At 72.7% G+C, this 19,615-nt stretch carries 14 protein-coding genes, 1 tRNA gene, 1 pseudogene and 1 riboswitch; of the genes and pseudogenes, 13 read left to right on the top strand and 3 right to left on the bottom strand.

Annotated elements, in window-relative coordinates; genetic code table 11:
* Positions 1-408: 408 nt before the first annotated feature.
* The 3 genes from AE652_RS48200 to AE652_RS15565 all read left to right on the top strand — a co-directional run bounded on the left by AE652_RS48200 (position 409) and on the right by AE652_RS15565 (position 5,325).
* A complete protein-coding gene (locus AE652_RS48200) occupies positions 409-1,092 on the top strand; it encodes a hypothetical protein (RefSeq protein WP_159028459.1) in 684 nt (227 codons plus the stop codon).
* Entirely contained in the window at positions 1,089-2,744 is a 1,656-nt protein-coding gene (locus AE652_RS15570; protein ID WP_304414266.1) for a serine/threonine-protein kinase, read from the top strand. The genes AE652_RS48200 and AE652_RS15570 overlap by 4 nt, the downstream gene beginning before the upstream one ends.
* Before the next feature lie 1,537 nt (positions 2,745-4,281).
* Entirely contained in the window at positions 4,282-5,325 is a 1,044-nt protein-coding gene (locus AE652_RS15565; RefSeq protein WP_049651971.1) for a MazG family protein, read from the top strand.
* Positions 5,326-5,329: 4 nt separating this feature from the next.
* On the opposite strand, the gene AE652_RS15560 is transcribed toward AE652_RS15565, so the two are convergent.
* Positions 5,330-5,752, bottom strand: a complete 423-nt coding sequence (locus AE652_RS15560; RefSeq protein ID WP_049651970.1) for an SDR family NAD(P)-dependent oxidoreductase — start codon at positions 5,750-5,752, stop codon at positions 5,330-5,332.
* A 288-nt stretch (positions 5,753-6,040) separates the two neighbouring features.
* On the opposite strand from AE652_RS15560, the gene AE652_RS15555 reads away from it, so the two are divergent.
* From AE652_RS15555 to AE652_RS15530, 7 genes and pseudogenes are all read left to right on the top strand, one after another.
* Positions 6,041-7,378 carry a cytochrome P450 gene (locus tag AE652_RS15555; protein WP_049651969.1) on the top strand — a complete coding sequence of 446 codons (1,338 nt, stop codon included), beginning with the start codon at positions 6,041-6,043 and terminating at the stop codon, positions 7,376-7,378.
* Between the two features lie 221 nt (positions 7,379-7,599).
* A riboswitch (cyclic di-AMP (ydaO/yuaA leader) is annotated at positions 7,600-7,768 on the top strand.
* Positions 7,769-7,773: 5 nt separating this feature from the next.
* Positions 7,774-8,679, top strand: a complete 906-nt coding sequence (locus tag AE652_RS49225; RefSeq protein ID WP_053112072.1) for a transglycosylase family protein — start codon at positions 7,774-7,776, stop codon at positions 8,677-8,679.
* A 376-nt stretch (positions 8,680-9,055) separates the two neighbouring features.
* Positions 9,056-10,342 carry a phosphopyruvate hydratase gene (eno, locus tag AE652_RS15545; RefSeq protein WP_049651968.1) on the top strand — a complete coding sequence of 429 codons (1,287 nt, stop codon included), beginning with the start codon at positions 9,056-9,058 and terminating at the stop codon, positions 10,340-10,342.
* 94 nt (positions 10,343-10,436) lie between these two features.
* Positions 10,437-10,721 (top strand): annotated as a pseudogene (locus AE652_RS48185) (septum formation initiator family protein); the annotation flags it as partial.
* Between the two features lie 234 nt (positions 10,722-10,955).
* Positions 10,956-11,627, top strand: a complete 672-nt coding sequence (locus AE652_RS48175; RefSeq protein ID WP_079271855.1) for a DUF501 domain-containing protein — start codon at positions 10,956-10,958, stop codon at positions 11,625-11,627.
* A complete protein-coding gene (locus AE652_RS15535; RefSeq protein ID WP_049651967.1) occupies positions 11,624-12,565 on the top strand; it encodes a Ppx/GppA phosphatase family protein in 942 nt (313 codons plus the stop codon). The genes AE652_RS48175 and AE652_RS15535 overlap by 4 nt, the downstream gene beginning before the upstream one ends.
* 428 nt (positions 12,566-12,993) lie before the next feature.
* Positions 12,994-14,361 carry an NAD(P)/FAD-dependent oxidoreductase gene (locus AE652_RS15530; protein WP_049651966.1) on the top strand — a complete coding sequence of 456 codons (1,368 nt, stop codon included), beginning with the start codon at positions 12,994-12,996 and terminating at the stop codon, positions 14,359-14,361.
* Positions 14,362-14,538: 177 nt separating this feature from the next.
* On the opposite strand, the gene AE652_RS15525 is transcribed toward AE652_RS15530, so the two are convergent.
* Positions 14,539-17,094 (bottom strand): ABC transporter permease, encoded by a 2,556-nt coding sequence (locus tag AE652_RS15525; RefSeq protein WP_049651965.1) that lies wholly within the window; start codon positions 17,092-17,094, stop codon positions 14,539-14,541.
* A 48-nt stretch (positions 17,095-17,142) separates the two neighbouring features.
* Positions 17,143-17,916: an ABC transporter ATP-binding protein gene (locus tag AE652_RS15520; protein ID WP_049651964.1), complete on the bottom strand. Its 774-nt coding sequence runs from the start codon at positions 17,914-17,916 to the stop codon at positions 17,143-17,145.
* 289 nt (positions 17,917-18,205) lie between these two features.
* Here AE652_RS15520 and AE652_RS15515 point away from each other — a divergent pair.
* The 3 genes from AE652_RS15515 (at position 18,206) to AE652_RS46410 (ending at position 19,598) form a co-directional block, all read left to right on the top strand.
* A tRNA-Leu gene (locus AE652_RS15515) sits at positions 18,206-18,287 on the top strand.
* A 139-nt stretch (positions 18,288-18,426) separates the two neighbouring features.
* Entirely contained in the window at positions 18,427-19,311 is an 885-nt protein-coding gene (locus AE652_RS15510; protein WP_049651963.1) for a Bax inhibitor-1/YccA family protein, read from the top strand.
* A gap of 86 nt (positions 19,312-19,397) precedes the next feature.
* The gene (locus AE652_RS46410; protein WP_159028458.1) at positions 19,398-19,598 is read left to right on the top strand and encodes a hypothetical protein; all 201 of its coding nucleotides are present in this window, start codon (positions 19,398-19,400) and stop codon (positions 19,596-19,598) included.
* Positions 19,599-19,615: the final 17 nt, after the last annotated feature.

The following is a 19,615-nucleotide window of genomic DNA, read 5'->3' as shown; positions in this document are numbered from 1 at the left end:
CCGCCTTCGACGCCGCCCTCACCCAGGCCGCCGCCCTCGGCCGCGGCCTCGCCCGGGCCGCCACCGACGCCCTGGCGACCGGCGCCCTGGCGCCGCCGGAGTAGGGCACACCTCCCAGCGGTGCACGCACCCCGAGGCGGCGTGCGGCTCCGACGTGGACGACCGGTCCCGCCCCGGGGCCCGTCCTCGGGTCGGCGTCGTGTCCGCTCCGGTGGACGGCGGTGGCCGAGGGTGGGGCGGGGTCCGTTCCGGAGGTGACCACGGCTCAGTACCGGCGCGGTACCGGCGTGATACCAATGCGGCAGCAGGCGGACGGAAGCCCTCCGGGGCGACCGGGCCTGGCGGTACGGTGGGCGCAGCCGTTCGCACCGTCCGTCGGTGCCGGTCCTCACCAGCTCAGGAGCGCGCATGTCAGGGCAGTACCCCGGGCAGTTCGGACCGCCGCCCGGCGGAACGCCGTACGGGCCGGGGCCGGGGCAGGGGCCGGGGCAGGGGCCGGGGTACGCGCCGGGAACGGCGCCGGGCACGGTGCCGGGCGGACTGCCCCGGCCGGTGGCGGTGGCCGGACAGGCTCCGATACCCGGGCGGTTCGGGGTGGTCGCGCGGGTGCTCTGCGCGCTGGCCCCGCTGCTCACCTTCGGTCTGCTCGGGGCCGTCCCCTCGCTGCTGCTGGCGGTCCGGCGCCGACGGGCGTACGACATCCTCGGCGCGGCGGTGTTCTGCGCGCTGCTGCTCACCATGATCGTCTCCGCCGGGATCGCGGGCACCCTGAAGAACCCGGCCGCCGACACCACCGGCTCGATCACCCTGGCCGTGCTCTGGCTCCTGCCGACGGCGCACTTCCTGGTGATGGACAGCCGCGCGGTCTGGCTGGCCGGGCGGCCGGCGCCGCAGGCCGTACCGCCGGGCGTACCGCAGGCCGTTTCGCCGTACGCGGTGCCCGACGTCTCGCCGTACGCGGCGACCGTACCGGGGTACGGCGTACCCGCTCCCGCCGCCCAGGGCCCGGTGACCCCGGCCCCCGAGACCGCCCACGACCTGCGCGAGCTGGGCGAGTTGCTGCGCCGCCAGGCCCGCGAGGACCGGCCGTGACCGCCACTCGGCTGATCGCCGGCCGCTACCGGCTCACCGAGAAGATCGGCCACGGCGGCATGGGCCAGGTCTGGGCCGGCCAGGACGAACGGCTGTACCGCCCGGTCGCGGTCAAGCTGCTCCGCCCCGAGCACCTGGTCCCCGGCGGGACCGGCTCCGGTGGCGAACGGGCCCGCCACGGTGACGAGTTGCGCCGCCGCTTCCTGCGCGAGTGCCGGGTCACGGCCGCGCTCGACCACCCCGGGCTGGTCACCGTCTTCGACGCGGGCGAGGACGAGGGCGAGCTCTACCTCGTCATGCAGCGCATCCCCGGCGTCAGCCTGGCCGACCTCATCGCCGAGGACGCGCCCTTCCCGATCGAGCGCGCGGCGGCCGTCGCCGCGCAGCTGTGCACCGCGCTGGCCGCCGTCCACGCCATCCCGGTGGTCCATCGCGACCTCAAGCCGAGCAACGTCATGGTCCGCGAGGACGGCCGCACCGTCCTGCTCGACCTCGGTATCGCCACCGCCCTCGACACCGAGACCACCCGGCTCACCCTCACCGGGGTGCCCGTCGGCAGCCCCTCCTACATGGCCCCCGAACAGGCCCTCGCCGCCACCACCGACCCGCGCAGCGACCTCTACGCACTCGGCTGCCTGCTGCACGAGATGCTGGCCGGGGAGGAGCCGTTCCGGGCCCCCACCGCGCTCGGCGTCCTGCGCCGGCACGTCGACGAACCGCCCGTCCCGCTGCGGGAGTTGCGCCCCGAGGTGCCGCAGCCGCTGGAACAGCTGGTGCTCGACCTGCTCGCCAAGCAGCCCGCCGACCGCCCGGCCGACGCCCGGACCGTGTACGCGCGGCTGCTCCCGCTGCTGCCCCAGGCCCACGGCGCCCCGCAGCCCCGCTACACCCCGCTGCCGGACCCGGCCCGGCCCTTCCGCTACCCGCACCAGCCGCAGCCGCCGGCCGAGGCGGCCGCCCCGGTTGCCCCGGCCGCCCCGCCGTCGGTGGTCCGCTCCGAGCCGCGACCCTTCCTCATCCCGCCCGCGCCTTCGACCCCTCCGACCCCACCCCCGGTTCCCGCGGGCCCGGACCTCGGCGCCGAGTGCGCCCGGCTCTCCGACCTGGTCGACGCCGGCCGCCACACCGAGGTACTCGGCCTCGCCGCCCGCCTGCTGCCCCGGGCCGAGGCCGAACTCGGCGACGCCGCACCCCTGGTGCGCACCATCCGCAGCATCTACGCCCGCACCCTCCTGCACGAGGGCCACCCCCAGCAGGCCCTCCCCGAGTACCGCCGCCTCGCCGCCACCGCCGACGGCGGCCCGCACGGCCCCCAGGGCCTCGACCACCGCTACCGCGCCGCGATCTGCCTCGACCGGCTCGGCCACGGCCCCGAAGCCCTCGCCGAGTACCAGGCCCTCCTCACCGCCCACACCACCCGCCTCGAATCCGGCCTCGACACCGACCCCGAGCGCGGCTACGACCTCCGCGAACGCATCGGCCTCCACCTCGCCGCCACCGGAGACCCCCAGAACGCCTGGCAGTGGCTCCTCCCCCTCCTCCTCGAACGCGAACGCCGCGACGGCCCCCACCACCCCACCGTCCGCCGCCTCCGCCAATCCCTCTCCACCCTCACCCCCACCGCCACCCCCTGGCCCCCACCCCGCCCCTGAGGCGGTGGCTCGTCGGGCGGGCCGAGGGGAGGACACCGCTTCGCCCTCACCCCCACCGCCGCCCCTTGGCCCCCATTCCGTCCCTGAGGGGCGGGGCATCGGGCAGGCCGTGGAGAGGAGACCGTTCCACCCCCACTCCCACCGCCGCCCCTGGCTCCCATCCCGCCACCGACGCGGTGGCTCGTCGGGCGGGCTGTGGGGTGGGGACCGCTTCACCCTCACTTTCATCGCCGCTTCCTGGACCGCGCCCCGTCACCGAGGGGGCGCGGCGTCGGGTGGGCTGTGGGGAGGGGACCGTTCCACCCTCACCCCGACCGCCACCCCTGGCTCCCGCCCCGCCCCTGAGGGAGCGGCTCGTCAGGTGGGCCGTGGAGAGGAGACCGTTCCACCCTCACCCTCACCGCCGCCCCCTGGCTCCCATCCCGCCGCTGAGGGGGCGGGGTGTCGGGCGGGCTGTGGGGAGGGGACCGCTTCACCCGTACTCTCACCGCCGCCCCTGGCACCCGCCGCTGAGCGAGCGGGGCATCGGGCAGGCAAGGGGAGGGGACCGCAGTGGTCGGTGCCGGACGACCTGTGGGGCAGGACCGAGCCGTCGCTGCCGGTGCGGCAGCGGCGGCTCCATGGATCCGGCCGCCCGCCCTTGGACGACCGGAGCCATCTGCCGCAGGAGTGCGGTTTCGGGACTGGCACGCACCGGGACGGGGGAGCGGCCGCCTCAGCTGCCGTCGACTGGGCGGCACCGTGCCGGTGACGTGGACCGGTCGCGGGTGGCGATCGACGGCTCGCATCGGCGGGCCAACCGTGGCGGCCCACAACGGGAGCGGGTCCGGTCGGCCGTGCCGTGCGGGGCTCGGAGCGGCATGTGGCGGCTGGTGGCCGGGGGCGTCCTGCCGACCGGAGGCTCGCATCGTTGGGTTCGTCGCGATGGCCCGCACGGGGGTCGGGTCCGGTCGGCTGCGCCGATTCGAATCCGGAGCGCCGTGTGACGGTTGGCGGCCGGGGCGTGCCGTCGGCTGTCATGCCGAGAGGTGGCTCCGCGCTGTTGGGACCGTCGCGGTGACTGGCAAGGCGGCTGGGTCCGTCGGCTGTGTCGGGCCGGGTTCGAGGCGCCGTGTGCATGCTGTCGGCTGTCACGCCAACCGCTGGCAACCGCCACGCCAGCACCCGGCGCCTTCCCCCTCCTGGACGCCGTCCTCCGTGGCCGGTTCGGCTCTGGCGCACCGGCCGCCGGATGACCGCGTGGGCGTGGCGTTCCCCCCGTGCGGGCGCCGACCGGTGCGGGGCGGCTGGGAGTGGGAAGTCGGCCGGATCGACTTCCTGCGCTCCTCCGTCCTCCGTGGCCGGTTGCGGCTCTGGCCCGCCAGTCGCTGGACGACCGCGCGGATGTGGCGGTCCCCCGTGCGGGTGCCGACCGGTGAGGGTGGGAGTGGGAAGTCGGCCGGGCCGACTTCCTGTGCGCGTGCGGGCGGGGTGGGGACAGCGGGGTGGTGGCTTCCCGGCCCGGCCCGGGGTGGGGGTGCGGAGGTAGGTTCGGGGGGTGACGACGAATGCTGTGCCGACGGAGACTCCGGGCGCGAAGTTGATCCTGCTGACCACCACCCACCGGGTGGCTCCCGGCCTGCTGGCGTGGCCGGCGTGGGAGGCGTTGCGGTCGGCGGGGCGGGTGCTGGTGGGGGACGAGGGGCATCCGCAGGTGGCGGCGGTGCGGCAGGCCGGGGTGGTCGTGGAGGCGGTGCCGGCCGGGTCGGCGCCCGCGTTGGCGCGGCTGCTGACGGGGCAGCCCGCGGGGACCGGGCCGACGGTGTGGCTGGGCAGCCCGGACGGGGACCCGGGGCTGACCGACGCGCTGGCGCGGCTGGCGGTGGAGCACGCCGGCGAGGTGCCGGAGATCGAGGTGCTGCCCGGCTCGTACGACCTGCCGGGGTCGCGGCTGCTGGACCTGGTGACGGTGATGGACCGGCTGCGCTCCCCGGGCGGTTGCCCCTGGGACGCCGAGCAGACGCACGAGAGCCTGGTGAAGTACCTGGTCGAGGAGGCGTACGAGCTGGTCGAGGCGATCGAGGCGGGGGACCGGGAGACGCTGCGCGAGGAGCTGGGCGACGTCCTGTTCCAGGTGTTCTTCCACTCCCGGATCGCCGAGGACCACCCGACGGAGCCGTTCACCGTCGACGACGTGGCGGGGGACATCGTCGAGAAGCTGATGTACCGGCACCCGCACGTGTTCGGGAACGTCGAGGTCGAGGGCGCCACCGAGGCGGAGGCGAACTGGGAGCAGCTGAAGGCGGCCGAGAAGGCGGACCGCGAGTCGGTGCTGGACGGCGTGCCGGCCGGGCTGCCCTCGCTGGCGTACGCGGCGAAGCTGGTGTCGCGGGTGCGCCGGGCGGGTTTCACGGGGGTGCCGGACGAGGCGTACGGGCTGCCGGCCGAGCTGACGGCCGATTCGGCGGGCCGGCTGCTGCTCGCGGTGGTGCAGCGGGCGCATGACGCGGGGGTGGACGTGGACGCCGCGCTGCGGTCGGCCGCGCGCGGTTACCGGGACGCGGTGCGCGCGGCCGAGGGCCTCGGTCCGGTCGGGGAGTAGGCGCTCAGGCCGCCGTGGCGGTGCGCTCGGGGCGCCGCTGCGGCGGGACGAGTTCGCCGATGGCCTCGCCGACGAGGAGGACGAGTTCGGCGAGCCGCTCCAGGTCGAGGTGGTCGGGCAGGTCCGCCAGCGAGATGATCCGCTCGCCGTCGGGGCCGGCCACGGCGAACAGGTCGATCGGCCCGAGGTGCTTCTCGGCGGTGTCCACGAGGGCGGCGACGTCGCTGGGGCGGCGGATGTCGCCGCAGACGCCGACGACGGGGCAGCCCGGCCGGTCGAGTTCGGCGGCGAGGTCCTCGGCGATGCCGGCGTACTGGTCGGCGATGAGCATTCCGGCGGTGCCGGCGGCGGCGAACCGGCGGGCGAGGCCCGCGCCCGACCCGCCGTCGAGGACCGCGATGACGACGACTGACCCGCTGACCCGCATGGTCTGCTCCTCCCTGTGGGCGACACCGCACCGGCGCCCACGCGTACTGCGGAGGATCGTAGGCACGTCCTGACCCTCCGCAACAGGGATTACCCCTCAGGTGACCAGGCTCACGCCCGCCCCGCGGCCAAGAGTCGGCCAAGAGCTGTCCACGGACCGGCCACGGACCGGCCACGGAGTGTTGGCGTGCCCGACGCGTCCGGTCGCGGAAGCGCGGCGGAGGAGCGGCGGGGAAGCGGCGCCCCGCCGGAGGGAGGGCGCGCCCGTCGCACCGGATACGGTCGGTCCATGCCAGCTCAGCCCGACCCCGCCCGGCCCGCCGCCCCGTCGTCCGACGCCCCCGCCCCGCAGCTGTTCACCTGGGAGTTCGCCGCCGACCCGTACCCCGCCTACGCCTGGTTGCGCGAGCACTCCCCGGTGCACCGCACCACCCTGCCGAGCGGGGTGGAGGCCTGGCTGGTGACCAGGTACGCGGACGCCCGGCAGGCGCTCGCGGACAGCCGGCTGTCGAAGAACCCGGCGCACCACAGCGGGCAGGCGCACCGCACCGGCCGGGTGGGCATCCCGGGGGAGCGGCAGGCGGACCTGATGACCCACCTGCTGAACATCGACCCGCCGGACCACACCCGGTTGCGCCGGCTGGTGTCGAAGGCGTTCACCCCGCGCCGGGTGGCCGAGTTCGAGCCGCGGGTGCAGCAGCTCACCGACCGGTTGATCGACGGCTTCGCGCAGCGCGGTTCGGCGGACCTGATCCACGAGTTCGCGTTCCCGCTCCCCATCTACGCGATCTGCGACATGCTCGGGGTGCCGGCCGAGGACCAGGACGACTTCCGCGACTGGGCCGGGATGATGATCCGCCACGGCGGGGGCCAACGCGGCGGCGTGGGGCGGGCGGTGAAGCGGATGCGGGCGTACCTGCTGGAGCTGATCCACCGCAAGCGGGCGGACCTCGGGGACGACCTGATCTCGGGCCTGATCCGGGCCGGCGACCACGGTGAGCACCTGACCGAGAACGAGGCCGCGGCGATGGCCTTCATCCTCCTGTTCGCGGGTTTCGAGACCACCGTGAACCTGATCGGCAACGGCACCTACGCGCTGCTGCGCAATCCGGAGCAGCGCCGGCTGCTGCAGGAGTCGGTGGTGCGCGGGGAGAGCGCGCTGCTGGAGACCGGGATCGAGGAACTCCTGCGCTACGACGGGCCGGTGGAGCTGGCGACCTGGCGGTTCGCGACCCGTCCGCTGACCATCGGTGGGGTGGACATCCCGGTCGGCGACCCGGTGCTGGTGGTGCTGGCCGCGGCGGACCGCGACCCGGCCCGGTTCGCGGCGGAGAACACCCTGGACCTGGCCCGGAAGGACAACCCCCACCTGGGCTTCGGGCACGGCATCCACTACTGCATCGGCGCTCCGCTGGCGCGGCTCGAAGGGCGTGCCGCGCTGGCCACGCTGCTTTCCCGGCTGCCCGATCTGCGGCTCGCGGAAAGCCCGGAGAATCTGCGCTGGCGGGGTGGTCTGATCATGCGTGGCCTGCGCGAACTCCCGGTGGAATTCAGTCCGGAGAGCCGTTCCCCGCACGCCCCTCCGCACCCCGTTCCGGATGCCTCTTCGACGCCTCCGACCTGCTGAGATCACGCTGACGGGAGGTCGCCGATCGCCCGCCGACGGGGGTGTGAACACCCATCAATCCGGACATAACGCCGCTGTTGGTAGGCGATCGGACACGGGCCGTAATTGTTGTGTGATATCGGTGATATGAGCTTGTGATTGGTCTGATGATCTGTCTACTCTCCCTGGAGTTCGCAGCTGCGGACCTCGTACGCGGAACGCCGAATCCTGCCCGCCGCGTCACGGGAAACCGACCAGAACCCTGGGCAGGGGCGGGGGAACCAGGTTTGTTGCCGTCTCCCCACGGCTTGGGGTGAAGCCGCCCGAGCGGAATCGTTTCCGCTTACGGCGGCCGGGCCACCTCCCGGTCCGAACCCGACAGCTCACCTCGCAGGCGTACGGAGAGGGACCTCTTCATGCTGTTCGTTGGAACTGGCCGTCACCGTCGTCGCACCCAGGCCGAGAAGGCCATCGCCGTCGCCGGTGTGGCCGGCGTCGGACTCGCGATGCCGCTCCTCACCGCCACCGGCGCCTCCGCCGCCCCGGCCTCCACCTGGGACTCCGTCGCCCAGTGCGAGAGCGGCGGCAACTGGAGCATCAACACCGGCAACGGCTTCTACGGCGGCCTCCAGTTCACGTCCAGCACCTGGAAGGCGTACGGCGGCACCGCCTACGCGGCGCAGGCCAACCAGGCCAGCAAGGCCCAGCAGATCTCGGTCGCCGAGAAGGTGCTGGCCTCGCAGGGTCCGGGCGCCTGGCCGGTCTGCTCCCAGAAGGCCGGTCTGACCAAGGGCGGTGCCCCGGCCTCGGTCGACACCTCCTCGGACGCCAAGCCGCAGTCCGCCCCCAAGCAGCAGGCCCCGAAGCCCGCCGCCAAGCCGGCCGAGAAGCCGGTCGCGCAGAAGCCCGCCGCCCAGAAGCCGGCCCAGAAGCCCGCCGCGCAGCCGGTCCAGCAGGTCGCCCCGCAGCAGCAGGCGCAGCCGCAGACCCCGGGCTTCTCCGGCAAGGCCGGCTGGGACGCCGACGCCAAGGTGTACTGGTACCAGAACAACGGCGGCTGGTACTGGACCAGCCACCAGAGCATCTACCAGCAGTACGCCGGCCAGGCCGCCGCCCAGCCGCAGTACGCCCCGCGCGCCGCGCAGCAGGCCCCGCAGGCCGCCGGCCACGACTACACCGTCCGTGCCGGTGACACCCTGTCGACCATCGCCGCCGCGCAGGGCGTGTCCGGCGGCTGGAGCGCGCTGTACGAGCAGAACCACTCCACCGTCGGCGGCGACCCGAACCTGATCATGCCCGGCCAGGTGCTGCACCTCGGCTGAGCCGCCCCACCCGACGCCGGGACCGCCCGCGGCCGGCAGCGCCCCGCGGCCGGTGGTGCCCCGAAGCGGGGAGCACCCGCCGCCGGGGGCGCCCGCCGCCGCGCCGGAGCGCTCGACACCGACGCCGCTCCACCCCGCCGTCCGAAGGGGGCCGGTCCTACCGGTCCCCTTCGTCCGCATTCGCCCGCTCCGGTGGGACAAGCTGGGACAAGCAGGTGAACTACCGGTGGGTAGCAGGGCCACACGGTGAGACGGGACCGAGGCCGACGCGGCCACGGCAGCCCGGGCGGTTAGGCTCTGGTCGTAACGACTCCGCAATCGTCCTGCTGGCAGCACCACCGTCAGACCGGACCCTGCTCTCGCAAGGAGATGCCTCGTGCCGTCCATCGATGTCGTCGTAGCCCGTGAGATCCTCGACTCCCGCGGCAACCCCACGGTCGAGGTCGAGGTCGGCCTCGACGACGGCAGCACGGGTCGTGCCGCTGTCCCGTCGGGTGCCTCCACCGGTGCCTTCGAGGCGCTGGAGCTGCGCGACGGCGACAAGAACCGCTACTTCGGCAAGGGCGTCGAGAAGGCCGTCCTGGCCGTCATCGAGCAGATCGGCCCGGAGCTGGTCGGCTACGACGCCACCGAGCAGCGCCTGATCGACCAGGCCATGCTGGACCTGGACGCCACCCCGGACAAGTCCTCGCTCGGCGCCAACGCCATCCTGGGCGTCTCGCTGGCCGTCGCGCACGCCGCCTCCGAGGCCAGCGACCTGCCGCTGTTCCGCTACCTGGGCGGCCCGAACGCGCACGTCCTGCCGGTCCCGATGATGAACATCCTCAACGGCGGGTCGCACGCGGACTCCAACGTCGACATCCAGGAGTTCATGATCGCCCCGATCGGCGCGGAGTCCTTCTCCGAGGCCGTCCGCTGGGGCGTCGAGGTCTACCACACGCTCAAGGGCGTGCTGAAGGAGCGCGGCCTGTCCACCGGTCTGGGCGACGAGGGCGGCTTCGCCCCGAACCTGGACTCCAACCGCGAGGCCCTGGACCTCATCGTCGAGGCCATCGAGAAGGCCGGCTACGTGCCCGGCCGTGACGTCGCGCTGGCCCTGGACGTCGCCTCCTCCGAGTTCTACGAGGACGGCGCCTACCGGTTCGAGGGCAAGGACCTCACCGCCGCCGAGCTCATCGAGTACTACGCCGAGCTGGTCGCCGCCTACCCGCTGGTCTCCATCGAGGACCCGCTGGACGAGTCGGACTGGGCCGGCTGGAAGGCCATGACCGACAAGCTGGGCGACAAGGTCCAGCTGGTCGGCGACGACCTGTTCGTCACCAACCCGGCCCGTCTGGCCCGCGGCATCGAGACCGGCACCGCCAACGCGCTGCTGGTGAAGGTGAACCAGATCGGTTCGCTGACCGAGACCCTGGACGCCGTCGAGCTGGCCCAGCGCAACGGCTACCGCTGCATGATGTCGCACCGCTCCGGCGAGACCGAGGACGTCACCATCGCCGACCTGGCCGTCGCCACCAACTGCGGCCAGATCAAGACCGGTGCCCCGGCCCGCTCCGAGCGCGTCGCCAAGTACAACCAGCTGCTGCGCATCGAGGAGATCCTCGACGACGCCGCCGAGTACGCCGGCCGCGGCGCCTTCCCGCGCTTCCGCCACGAGGGCTGAGCGCTCCCGGTAGCGCACGCCTGACCGGTGCCCCGCCGTTCACCCCGTAGGGTGGACGGCGGGGCACCGTCGCGACCAGGAGGGGATACGGGAGATGGCTGGCTGGAGGATCCCGGGCTTGGCGGCCCGGCCCCGGTTCACGAGCCGGGCGACCGTCCTCGTCCTGGTGCTCTGCTCGCTGGTGGCGATCCTCGCCTACCCGACGCGGCAGTTCATCTCCCAGCGCGCCGAGATCTCCGCCCAGCGGGCGAAGGCCGACCACGCGCGCCAGCAGGTCGAGCAGCTGCGCCGGGAGAAGGCCCGCTGGCAGGACCCGGAGTACGTCAAGGCGCAGGCCCGCGCCCGGCTGCACTACGCGGTGCCGGGGGAGACCCCGTACATCGCGGTGGACCCGGCCGGCCAGGCCTCCGCCAGGACCTCCTCGTCCGCGGGCGGGGCCGCCTCCGGGCCGAACGCGGCGCCCGGCGGCGCCGCCGGCCAGGCGAAGGCCGCCAAGCCCTGGTACGCCAGCATCTGGGACTCGGTGGACGCCGCCGACACCGCCGCGGCGGCCCCCCCCCCCCCCCCCCCCCCCCCCCCCCCTCCACCCCCCTTCCCCTCCCACCGTCCCCCGTTGGAGACACCTCCCCCCATGACCACTGAGAACCACCCCACCGTCTCCGACGCCGACGTCGCGGCCATCGCCGCCCAGCTCGGCCGGGTGCCGCGCGGCCTGCGCGGCGTGGCGCACCGCTGCCCCTGCGGCAACCCGGACGTCGTGGAGACGGCTCCCCGGCTGCCGGACGGCACGCCGTTCCCCACGCTCTACTACCTGACCTGCCCCAAGGCCGCCTCGCTGATCGGCACCCTGGAGGCGGAGGGCGTGATGAAGGACCAGAGCGCCCGGCTCGCCGAGGACCCGGAGCTGGCCGCCGCCTACCAGAAGGCGCACGAGGACTACATCGCCCGGCGCGACGCGATCGAGGTGCTGGAGGGCTTCCCGAGCGCCGGCGGCATGCCGGACCGGGTGAAGTGCCTGCACGTGCTGGTCGGCCACTCGCTGGCGGCCGGCGAGGGCGTCAACCCGCTCGGCGACGAGGCGATCGGCATGCTGGAGGACTGGTGGGCCAAGGGCCCGTGCGTCTCCCCGGCCGAGGTCGAGGCGGCCGGTGAGCGGGTCGCCCGCAACCGCGCCAAGGAGCAGGACCACGAGGCCGTGATCGCCGCCAAGCAGCAGAAGGCCGCCGAGCGCGCCGCGAAGAAGCGGGCCGCCGAGGACGCCGCGGCGGAGCGGGAGTCCGAGTGAGCGCGACCCGGGTGGCCGCGATCGACTGCGGCACCAACTCGATCCGCCTGCTGGTCGCCGACCTCGACCCGGGGACCGGGGAGATCACCGACCTGGACCGCCGGATGATCGTCAACCGGCTGGGCCAGGGCGTGGACCGGACCGGCCGGCTGCACCCGGACGCGCTGGCCCGCACCTTCGCGGCCTGCCGGGAGTACCAGGAGGTCATCTCCGGTTTCGGGGTCGGCCCCGAGCGGGTCCGCTTCGTCGCCACCAGCGCCTCCCGGGACGCCGAGAACAGCGACGAGTACGTCAAGGGCGTGCGCGACATCCTGGGCGTCGAGCCCGAGGTGGTGAGCGGCGAGGAGGAGGCACGGCTGTCCTTCGTGGGCGCCACCAAGGAGCTGACCGGCGGTCAGTTCCCCGGCCCGTACCTGGTGTTCGACCTCGGCGGCGGCTCCACCGAGTTCGTGCTCGGCACGGACGACGTGCAGGCGGCGCGCTCGGTGGACATCGGCTGCGTGCGGCTCACCGAGCGGTACTTCGGCGACGCCGAGCTGCCCTCCGAGGCGCAGGTCGAGGCCGCCCGGGCGCACGTGCGGGCCGAGCTGGACCGGGCCGAGGAGGTCGTCCCGCTGACCGGCGCGGCCACCCTGGTGGGCCTGGCCGGGACGGTCACCACGGTGTCCGCGATCGCCCAGGGCCTGCCCGGCTACGACTCGGCGGCGATCCACCACTCGCGGATCAGCCGGGAGCGGGTCGCCGGGATCGCCCGGGAGCTGCTGGCCGCCACCCACGCCGAGCGCGCGGCCATCCCGTCGATGCACCCGGGCCGGGTGGACGTGATCGCGGCCGGGGCGCTGGAACTGCTGGAGATCATGGAGCGCACCGGCGCCGCCGAGGTGGTCGTGAGCGAGCACGACATCCTGGACGGAATCGCCTTCGGTATCGCCTCCTGACCCCGTGCGGGGCTTACCCGACCGGCCCCGGCACCCCTTTCGGGGGGCCGGGGCCGGGGCGCGCCCGAGCGCGGGTGGGAAAGTTCGTGAATTTCTTCACATGGGGATCCGGCCATTCGCCGCACCGGCCCGCCCACTACGTCCGAAATGTGGGACCGAAGGCCCGTCGGCCGGGTGGCCCATGGGATCGCAGGTCAGGCCTCGTTTGAGGTTTGAAAATCGAAATCACGTGCGGGAACCCGGGCGTTGTGCGGATCGTTGCTGCTCAGGCCGGTGGTGCTCCGCCGTGCGTTCGCGCGGGGCCGCCCAGGGGTGGGGGCCACCGCGCCGGGCCCGGTTTTGCGGCCGCGCAGTGTAGCACGGGGGGTCCGTCAACTTGTGACCGGGCTCACGAAGGCTGCTCCGGACGGTGCTGGATACTTTCGGATATGAGCACCACGGAGCGTCCTCGCATCCTCATTGTCGGCGGTGGTTACGTCGGCCTGTATGCCGCGATGCGCATCCTCAAGAAGATGCGTTACGGCGAAGCGACCGTCACGGTCGTCGACCCGCGGTCGTACATGACGTACCTGCCCTTCCTCCCCGAGGCGGCCGGCGGCAGTGTCGCGCCTCGCAACCTCATCGCGCCGCTGCGCAGCACCCTGAAGAAGGCGGAGGTGCTGACCGGGTCCGTCACCGGCATCGACCACGCCCGCAAGGTTGCCACCATCCAGCCCGCGGCCGGTGACAGCTACGAGCTGCCCTTCGAGTACCTGGTCGTCGCGACCGGCTCGGTCTCCCGCACCTTCCCGATCCCGGGTCTGGCGGAGAACGGCCTCGGCATGAAGACGGTCGAGGAGGCCATCGGCCTCCGCAACCACGTCATGGCCCAGCTCGACAAGGCCGAGTCCACCACGGACGAGGACATCCGCCGCAAGGCGCTGACCTTCGTGGTGATCGGTGGCGGCTTCGCCGGCATCGAGACCGTCGCCGAGGTCGAGGACATGGCCCGCGACGCGGCCAAGCTGTACAAGACCGTCAGCCGCGAGGACATGCGCTTCGTGGTGGTCGAGGCGGCCAACCGCATCCTCCCCGAGATGGGCCCGGACCTCGGTCTGTGGACCAAGGAGAAGCTCGAGGAGCGCAACATCGAGGTCTACATCGAGACCTCGATGGACTCCTGCGTCGACGGCCACGTCATGCTGAAGAACGGCATGGAGATGGACGCCTCCACCATCGTGTGGACGGCCGGCGTGAAGCCGAACCCGGTGCTGGCCAACTTCGGCCTGCCGCTGGGCCCGCGCGGCCACGTCGACACCGCGCCGACCCTCCAGGTCCAGGGCTTCGACTACGTCTGGTCCGCCGGCGACAACGCCCAGGTGCCGGACCTCGCCGCGGGCGAGGGCGCCTGGTGCCCGCCGAACGCCCAGCACGCCAGCCGTCAGGCCGTCGTCCTCGGCGACAACGTGATCTCCGGCATGCGCGGCTTCCCGCAGAAGGAGTACAAGCACAAGAACCTGGGTGCGGTCGCCGGTCTCGGCCTGCACAAGGGCGTGGCGATCCTCTTCGGCAAGTACAAGCTGAAGGGCCGTCCGGCCTGGTGGTTCCACCGCCTGTACCACGGTGCGATGGTGCCGACCTTCAACCGCAAGGTCCGCGTCTTCACCGACTGGACCCTCGCGATGTTCCTCAAGCGCGAGATGGTCGGCCTCGCCCAGATGGAGAAGCCGCAGCTTCCCATCCAGGAGGTCACTCCGCCCACCAAGCCCGTCGAGGCCGCCAAGCCGGCCGCCGACAAGGAACTCGCCAGCAAGTAAGCGACTGAGACCCCGGTGTGGGAGCACCGGGGTATGAGTCGGAGGCTCTCCGCCCGGCAGCGTTGCCGGACCACGACCTCCGTGGTGCTCAGCCGGACGTGCGACCGGGCGGAGTACAGAAGTAGAAGGTCCCCTGCCGAACCCTCCGGCAGGGGACCTCTCTCGTTCCGGGACCGGTCAGTCGGTCTTGATGCTCTCCAGGATGTCCAGCTTGGACGCCCGGCGGGCCGGCCAGATCGCGGCCACCAGGCCGACCACCCCGGCCAGCGCCAGGAACATCGCCAGCTGGCCGAACGGCAGGACCGTGGTCAGGCCGGAGAGGCTGGACTTCAGGGTGCCGTTGATCGCCCAGGCGATGAAGCAGCCGAGCAGCAGGCCGATGCCGGCGCCGAACAGCGAGATCACCACGGACTCCAGACGGACCATCCGCTTGATGCCGCCGCGGTCCAGGCCGATCGCCCGCAGCATCCCGATCTCGCGCTTGCGCTCGAAGACCGACATCGCCAGCGTGTTGACCACGCCCAGGATCGCGATCAGGACCGCCATCCCCAGCAGGCCGTACATCAGGTTCAGCGCGAAGGTGATGGTCTGGCTGAACTCGTCCCGGACGTCCTGCTTGGACTTCACCTCGATCACCGGGTTGGCGCCGGTGGCGTCCTTGAGGGCCTGCTTGAGGCCGTCGGTGGCGCCGTCCTTGCCCTTGACCAGGACGTCGGAGATGTACGGCTTCGGCTCGTGCTTGGCGATCTCGCTGTTGGCCAGCATGACCGGGCCGAGCATGCCGCCGGTCTTGTACACGCCGCCGACGGTGACCTTGCCGGTGGACTCGTCCGGGTAGGCCACGGTCAGCACCGAGCCGGTGGTGGCGTTCAGCTTCTTGGCGGCGTCCTCGTCGAGCAGCAGCTGGCCCTGGCCGAAGCCGGCGGTGGAGCCGCTGGTCAGCTCGACGTCGGCGAGCTGGTCCAGGACGGCCGCGTCCAGGCCGTTGACCGTCCTGCTGGTGCCGTCGAGCTCCCAGTACGCGGTCGTCATCGCCGAGGAGGCGGCCACCCCGGGGGCCTTGGCGATCTGGGCGGGCACCTGCGCGGACAGGCTCATGCCGTTGGCGGCCCCGACGATGAAGTCGGCCTTCATCGAGCCGGTGACGGCCCGGTCGATGGTGTCGTTGACCGAGGCGCCGATCACGGTGAGCCCGGTGACCAGGGTCAGACCGATGGTCAGCGCGGCGGCGGTGGCCGCGGTCCGGCGCGGGTTGCGCACCGCGTTCCGCTGGGCGAGCCTGCCCGGGGTGCCGCCGAGCCGCAGCAGCGGGCCGACCAGCGCGACCACCGGACGGGAGAGCAGCGGCAGCAGGACGAACACGCCGATCAGGGCCAGGAAGGCGCCCAGGCCGACCGGCAGCCGGCCGCTGTCGTTGCCGGTGGAGGCGCCGTAGCCGATCAGGGCGAGGCCGCCGCCGGCGAGCACCGAGCCGATCGTGTTGCGGACCACCAGGCTCTTCTGGGAGACCGGCTGGTCGCCGCTGCTCATCGCGGCCACCGGGGCGATCCGGGAGGCGCGCATGGCGGGCAGCAGGGCCGACGTGACCGTCACCAGGACGCCGACCACGACCGTCACCACGACGGTGAGCGGCTTGATCACCAGCGAGCCGTTCGGCATGTTCTCGTTCATCGCGCCGATCAGCGACTGCATCCCGGCGCCGATCCCGATGCCGGCGGCCAGACCGGCCACCGCGGAGACGGTGCCGATCAGCAGCGCCTCGATCAGCACGGACCGGGTGACCTGCTTGCGGCTGGCACCGATGGCCCGCATCAGGGCCAGCTCCTTGGTGCGCTGGGCGACCAGCATGGTGAAGGTGTTGGCGATGATGAAGATGCCGACGAAGAGCGAGATGAAGGCGAAGACCAGGAGCATCGTGCGCATGCTGCTGGTGCTCCTGGTGATCATCTCCTGCTCGTCGGCCTTGAGCTTGGCGCCGGTCTCGATGTCGAACTGGTGGCCGGAGGGCACCACGGGCTGGGCCTGGGCGAGCAGTACGTCCTGGCTGGTGCCGGGCTTGGCGGTGAGCACGACGCTGCTGTAGCGGCCGGGCTCCAGCAGGGTCTGCTGGGCGGTGGCCCGGTCGAACAGGGTGAGCGAGCCGCCGGTGTTCACCACCGGGTCGTCGGTGGTGAAGATCCCGGTGAGCTTCGCCTCGATCACCGGTCCGTTGGCGGCGACCCGGACGGTGTCGCCGACCTTGTAGCCCGCCTTGTCGGCGGTCTTGCGGTCGAGCGCGACCTCCTTGGCGGCCTTCGGGCCCTGGCCCTCGGCCATCGGGTAGCGCGGGTCCTTGCCGTCCTGGCCGGGTGCGAAGTTGGCGCCCTTGGCGGCCCAGACCTGGCCGATCAGGTTGCCCTTCTTGTCGGCCACGCCGGTGAAGCCGCTGACCACGCCGCGGGCGCCGGCGGTGCCCGGCAGGGCGGCCAGCTGCTGGACGGTGGCGTCGGTGAGGGTGGCGGAGCCGCCCTCGCTCTTCTGCCGGGCGGAGGCGTTGGAGCCGGCCGCGCGGTCCACCACCTGGACCGAGACGTCCGAGTAGCTCTTGGAGTTGCTGTCCCGCATGGCCTTGCCGAAGGTGTCGGAGAAGACCATGGTGCCGGCCACGAAGGCGGTGCCGAGCATGACGGCCAGGGCCGTCATCAGCAGCCGGCCCTTGTGGGCCAGCACGTTGCGCAGTGCGGTGCGATACATGGGGTGTCCTGGGAAGGTCGGTGAGCGGGCTGCGACTGCTGCGCCGGACTAGCTGGTGCGGCCCTTGGCGTCGAAGCGGCGCATGCGGTCCAGGACGGTGTCGGCGGTGGGCTGGTGGAGTTCGTCGACGATGCGGCCGTCGGCGAGGAAGACGACGCGGTCGGCGTAGGAGGCGGCGACGGGGTCGTGGGTGACCATGACGACGGTCTGGCCGAGCTCGCGCACGGAGTTGCGCAGGAAGGAGAGGATCTCGGCGCCGGAGCGGGAGTCGAGGTTGCCGGTGGGCTCGTCGGCGAAGATGATGTCGGGCTTGCCGGCCAGGGCGCGGGCGCAGGCGACGCGCTGCTGCTGGCCGCCGGAGAGCTGGGAGGGCCGGTGGCTGAGGCGGCCGGAGAGGCCGACGGTGTCGACGACGCGGTCGAGCCAGGGCTTGTCGACCTTGCGGCCGGCGATGTCCATGGGGAGGGTGATGTTCTCCAGGGCCGTCAGCGTGGGGAGCAGGTTGAAGGCCTGGAAGATGAAGCCGATGTGGTCCCGGCGCAGCTGGGTGAGCTGCTTGTCCTTGAGGCCGACGAGCTCGGTGTCGCCGATGGTGGAGGAGCCGGAGGTAACGGTGTCGAGGCCGGCCATGCAGTGCATGAGGGTGGACTTGCCGGAGCCGGAGGGGCCCATGATGGCGGTGAACTCGCCCTGGGGGAACACGACGCTGACGTTGTCGAGGGCGACGACGCGGGTCTCCCCCTCCCCGTAGACCTTGTTCAGGCCGGTGGCTCGGGCGGCCGCCAGGCCGGTGCGGACGGCGGTTGCGGTCGACGTGGTCACGGGGACTCCTAGTGCTCGCGGACTTGTACCTCCATGCTCCGCGACGTGATCATGGTTCTGCGTCGCTCCGCCGGACGGTTGGTCCTACCACCGCTGGGCGTAGGGGCGGGCGACCCCCTCCTCCTGCGGTATGACGTGAACCCTGAGGCGGACGGATGGCCGGAACGGATATCCTTCGTGGCCGAATCCCGGACAGTTCGTCAGATGGCAAGGAAACATGACAACTTCCGGGGCTGGGAACATGCGAAAGGGTGATCCGGGAGACTAGGCTCAAGGGGGTCCCACAGACGCCCGGATGGTGGAACGCAGACACGGGCAGCTTAAAACTGCTTGGCCGCGAGGCCGTGCCGGTTCGAGTCCGGCTCCGGGCACCGATCACCCGGCGGGGGCGCGACGGCGTCCCCGCCGGTCGTTGTTCACCGGATCCTCCTCGCGGCGTATCCCGGAATTTTTGCCAAGCCATTACCCTTGTGCATGGGCGGTGCAGTGCCGCCACGGAGGGAATGAGCAATGAGAAGCAGCAACCCGGTCTTCTCGCGGGAGGGGTCCTTCACCCGCGACTCCGGCTACGCGGGGTTCGGTACCGCGCAGGCCGGGACCCAGCACGGCCAGAACCAGTACGGCCAGAACCCCTACGCGGGTACGCCCTACGCCCAGCAGCAGGCGCAGGGCCAGCCCATGACCGACGAGCAGCTCTACGAGCTGTACAACGGGCCCTCGGCGGGCCCGGCGGCCACCGGGCGGATGACGCTGGACGACGTGGTCGCCCGCACCGCCATGACGCTGCTGACGCTGGTCGTCGCCGGCGCGGTGGCCTGGTTCGCGCTGCCGTTCGAGAACTTCGGCTTCGCGATCGGCGCCAGCCTGGTGGCCACGGTCCTCGGCCTGGTGGTCTCCTTCAAGCGCAGCGTCAGCCCGCCGCTGATCCTGACCTACGCGGCCCTCCAGGGCTTCGCGATGGGCGCCGTGTCGCACGCAGCCAACACCATGCTGAACGGCATCGTGATCCAGGCGGTGCTGGGCACGGCGGCGGTCTTCGCGGCGACGCTGTTCGCCTACAAGAGCGGCCGGATCCGGGTCACCGCGCGCTACCAGCGGATCGGCATCTCGATCGCCCTGGGCTTCGTGCTGCTGATGCTGGTCAACATGATCGCGATGGCCTTCGGCGCCGACATGGGCCTGCGCTCCGGCCCGCTGGGCATCGTGGTCGGCCTGATCGGCATCGGCCTGGGCGCCTTCTTCCTGTCGCTGGACTTCGCGGAGATCGAGGAGGCCATCGCCCAGGGCGCCCCGCAGCGGGAGTCCTGGCGGGCCGCCTTCGGGCTCACCGTGGCGCTGGTCTGGATCTACGTGGAGATGCTGCGGCTGATCGCGATCCTGCGCGGCGACGACTGACGGTCCCTTCCTTCGTGAACCACTGCCGCCGGGCCCCGGAGCGACTCGCTCCGGGGCCCGGCGGCTTTTCGCCTAGGCTCGCTGCCATGCATGACATAGAGCCCCACGACGTAGCGCCCCTGGACGTGGACCCCCTGGTCGAAGCCGTCGAGTCCCTGGCGGATCGTTTCCGCTCGCTGCCGCAGAGCAAGCTGCTGGGCGCCGTGCCCGGGTACGGGTCGCGGGCGGCGGCCGCGCTGGAGCTGGCCCGGCGGCTGGTCGCGCTGACGGCGGCGGGTCGACGTTGACGACCAGGTCCAGGCCG

It is taken from the genome of Kitasatospora sp. MY 5-36 (assembly GCF_001182915.1).
Classification (GTDB): Bacteria; Actinomycetota; Actinomycetes; order Streptomycetales; family Streptomycetaceae; genus Kitasatospora.
This window is presented reverse-complemented; position numbering and strand designations above follow the sequence as displayed.

Bases quoted from the DNA above. Each gene is read 5' to 3' on its own strand.
- AE652_RS48200 (WP_159028459.1), top strand. From the start codon at position 409: ATGTCAGGGCAGTACCCCGGGCAGTTCGGACCGCCGCCCGGCGGAACG.
- AE652_RS15560 (WP_049651970.1), bottom strand. From the start codon at position 5,752: ATGCGGGTCAGCGGGTCAGTCGTCGTCATCGCGGTCCTCGACGGCGGG.
- AE652_RS15555 (WP_049651969.1), top strand. From the start codon at position 6,041: ATGCCAGCTCAGCCCGACCCCGCCCGGCCCGCCGCCCCGTCGTCCGAC.
- AE652_RS49225 (WP_053112072.1), top strand. From the start codon at position 7,774: ATGCTGTTCGTTGGAACTGGCCGTCACCGTCGTCGCACCCAGGCCGAG.
- AE652_RS15530 (WP_049651966.1), top strand. From the start codon at position 12,994: ATGAGCACCACGGAGCGTCCTCGCATCCTCATTGTCGGCGGTGGTTAC.
- AE652_RS15525 (WP_049651965.1), bottom strand. From the start codon at position 17,094: ATGTATCGCACCGCACTGCGCAACGTGCTGGCCCACAAGGGCCGGCTG.
- AE652_RS15510 (WP_049651963.1), top strand. From the start codon at position 18,427: ATGAGAAGCAGCAACCCGGTCTTCTCGCGGGAGGGGTCCTTCACCCGC.
- AE652_RS46410 (WP_159028458.1), top strand. From the start codon at position 19,398: ATGCATGACATAGAGCCCCACGACGTAGCGCCCCTGGACGTGGACCCC.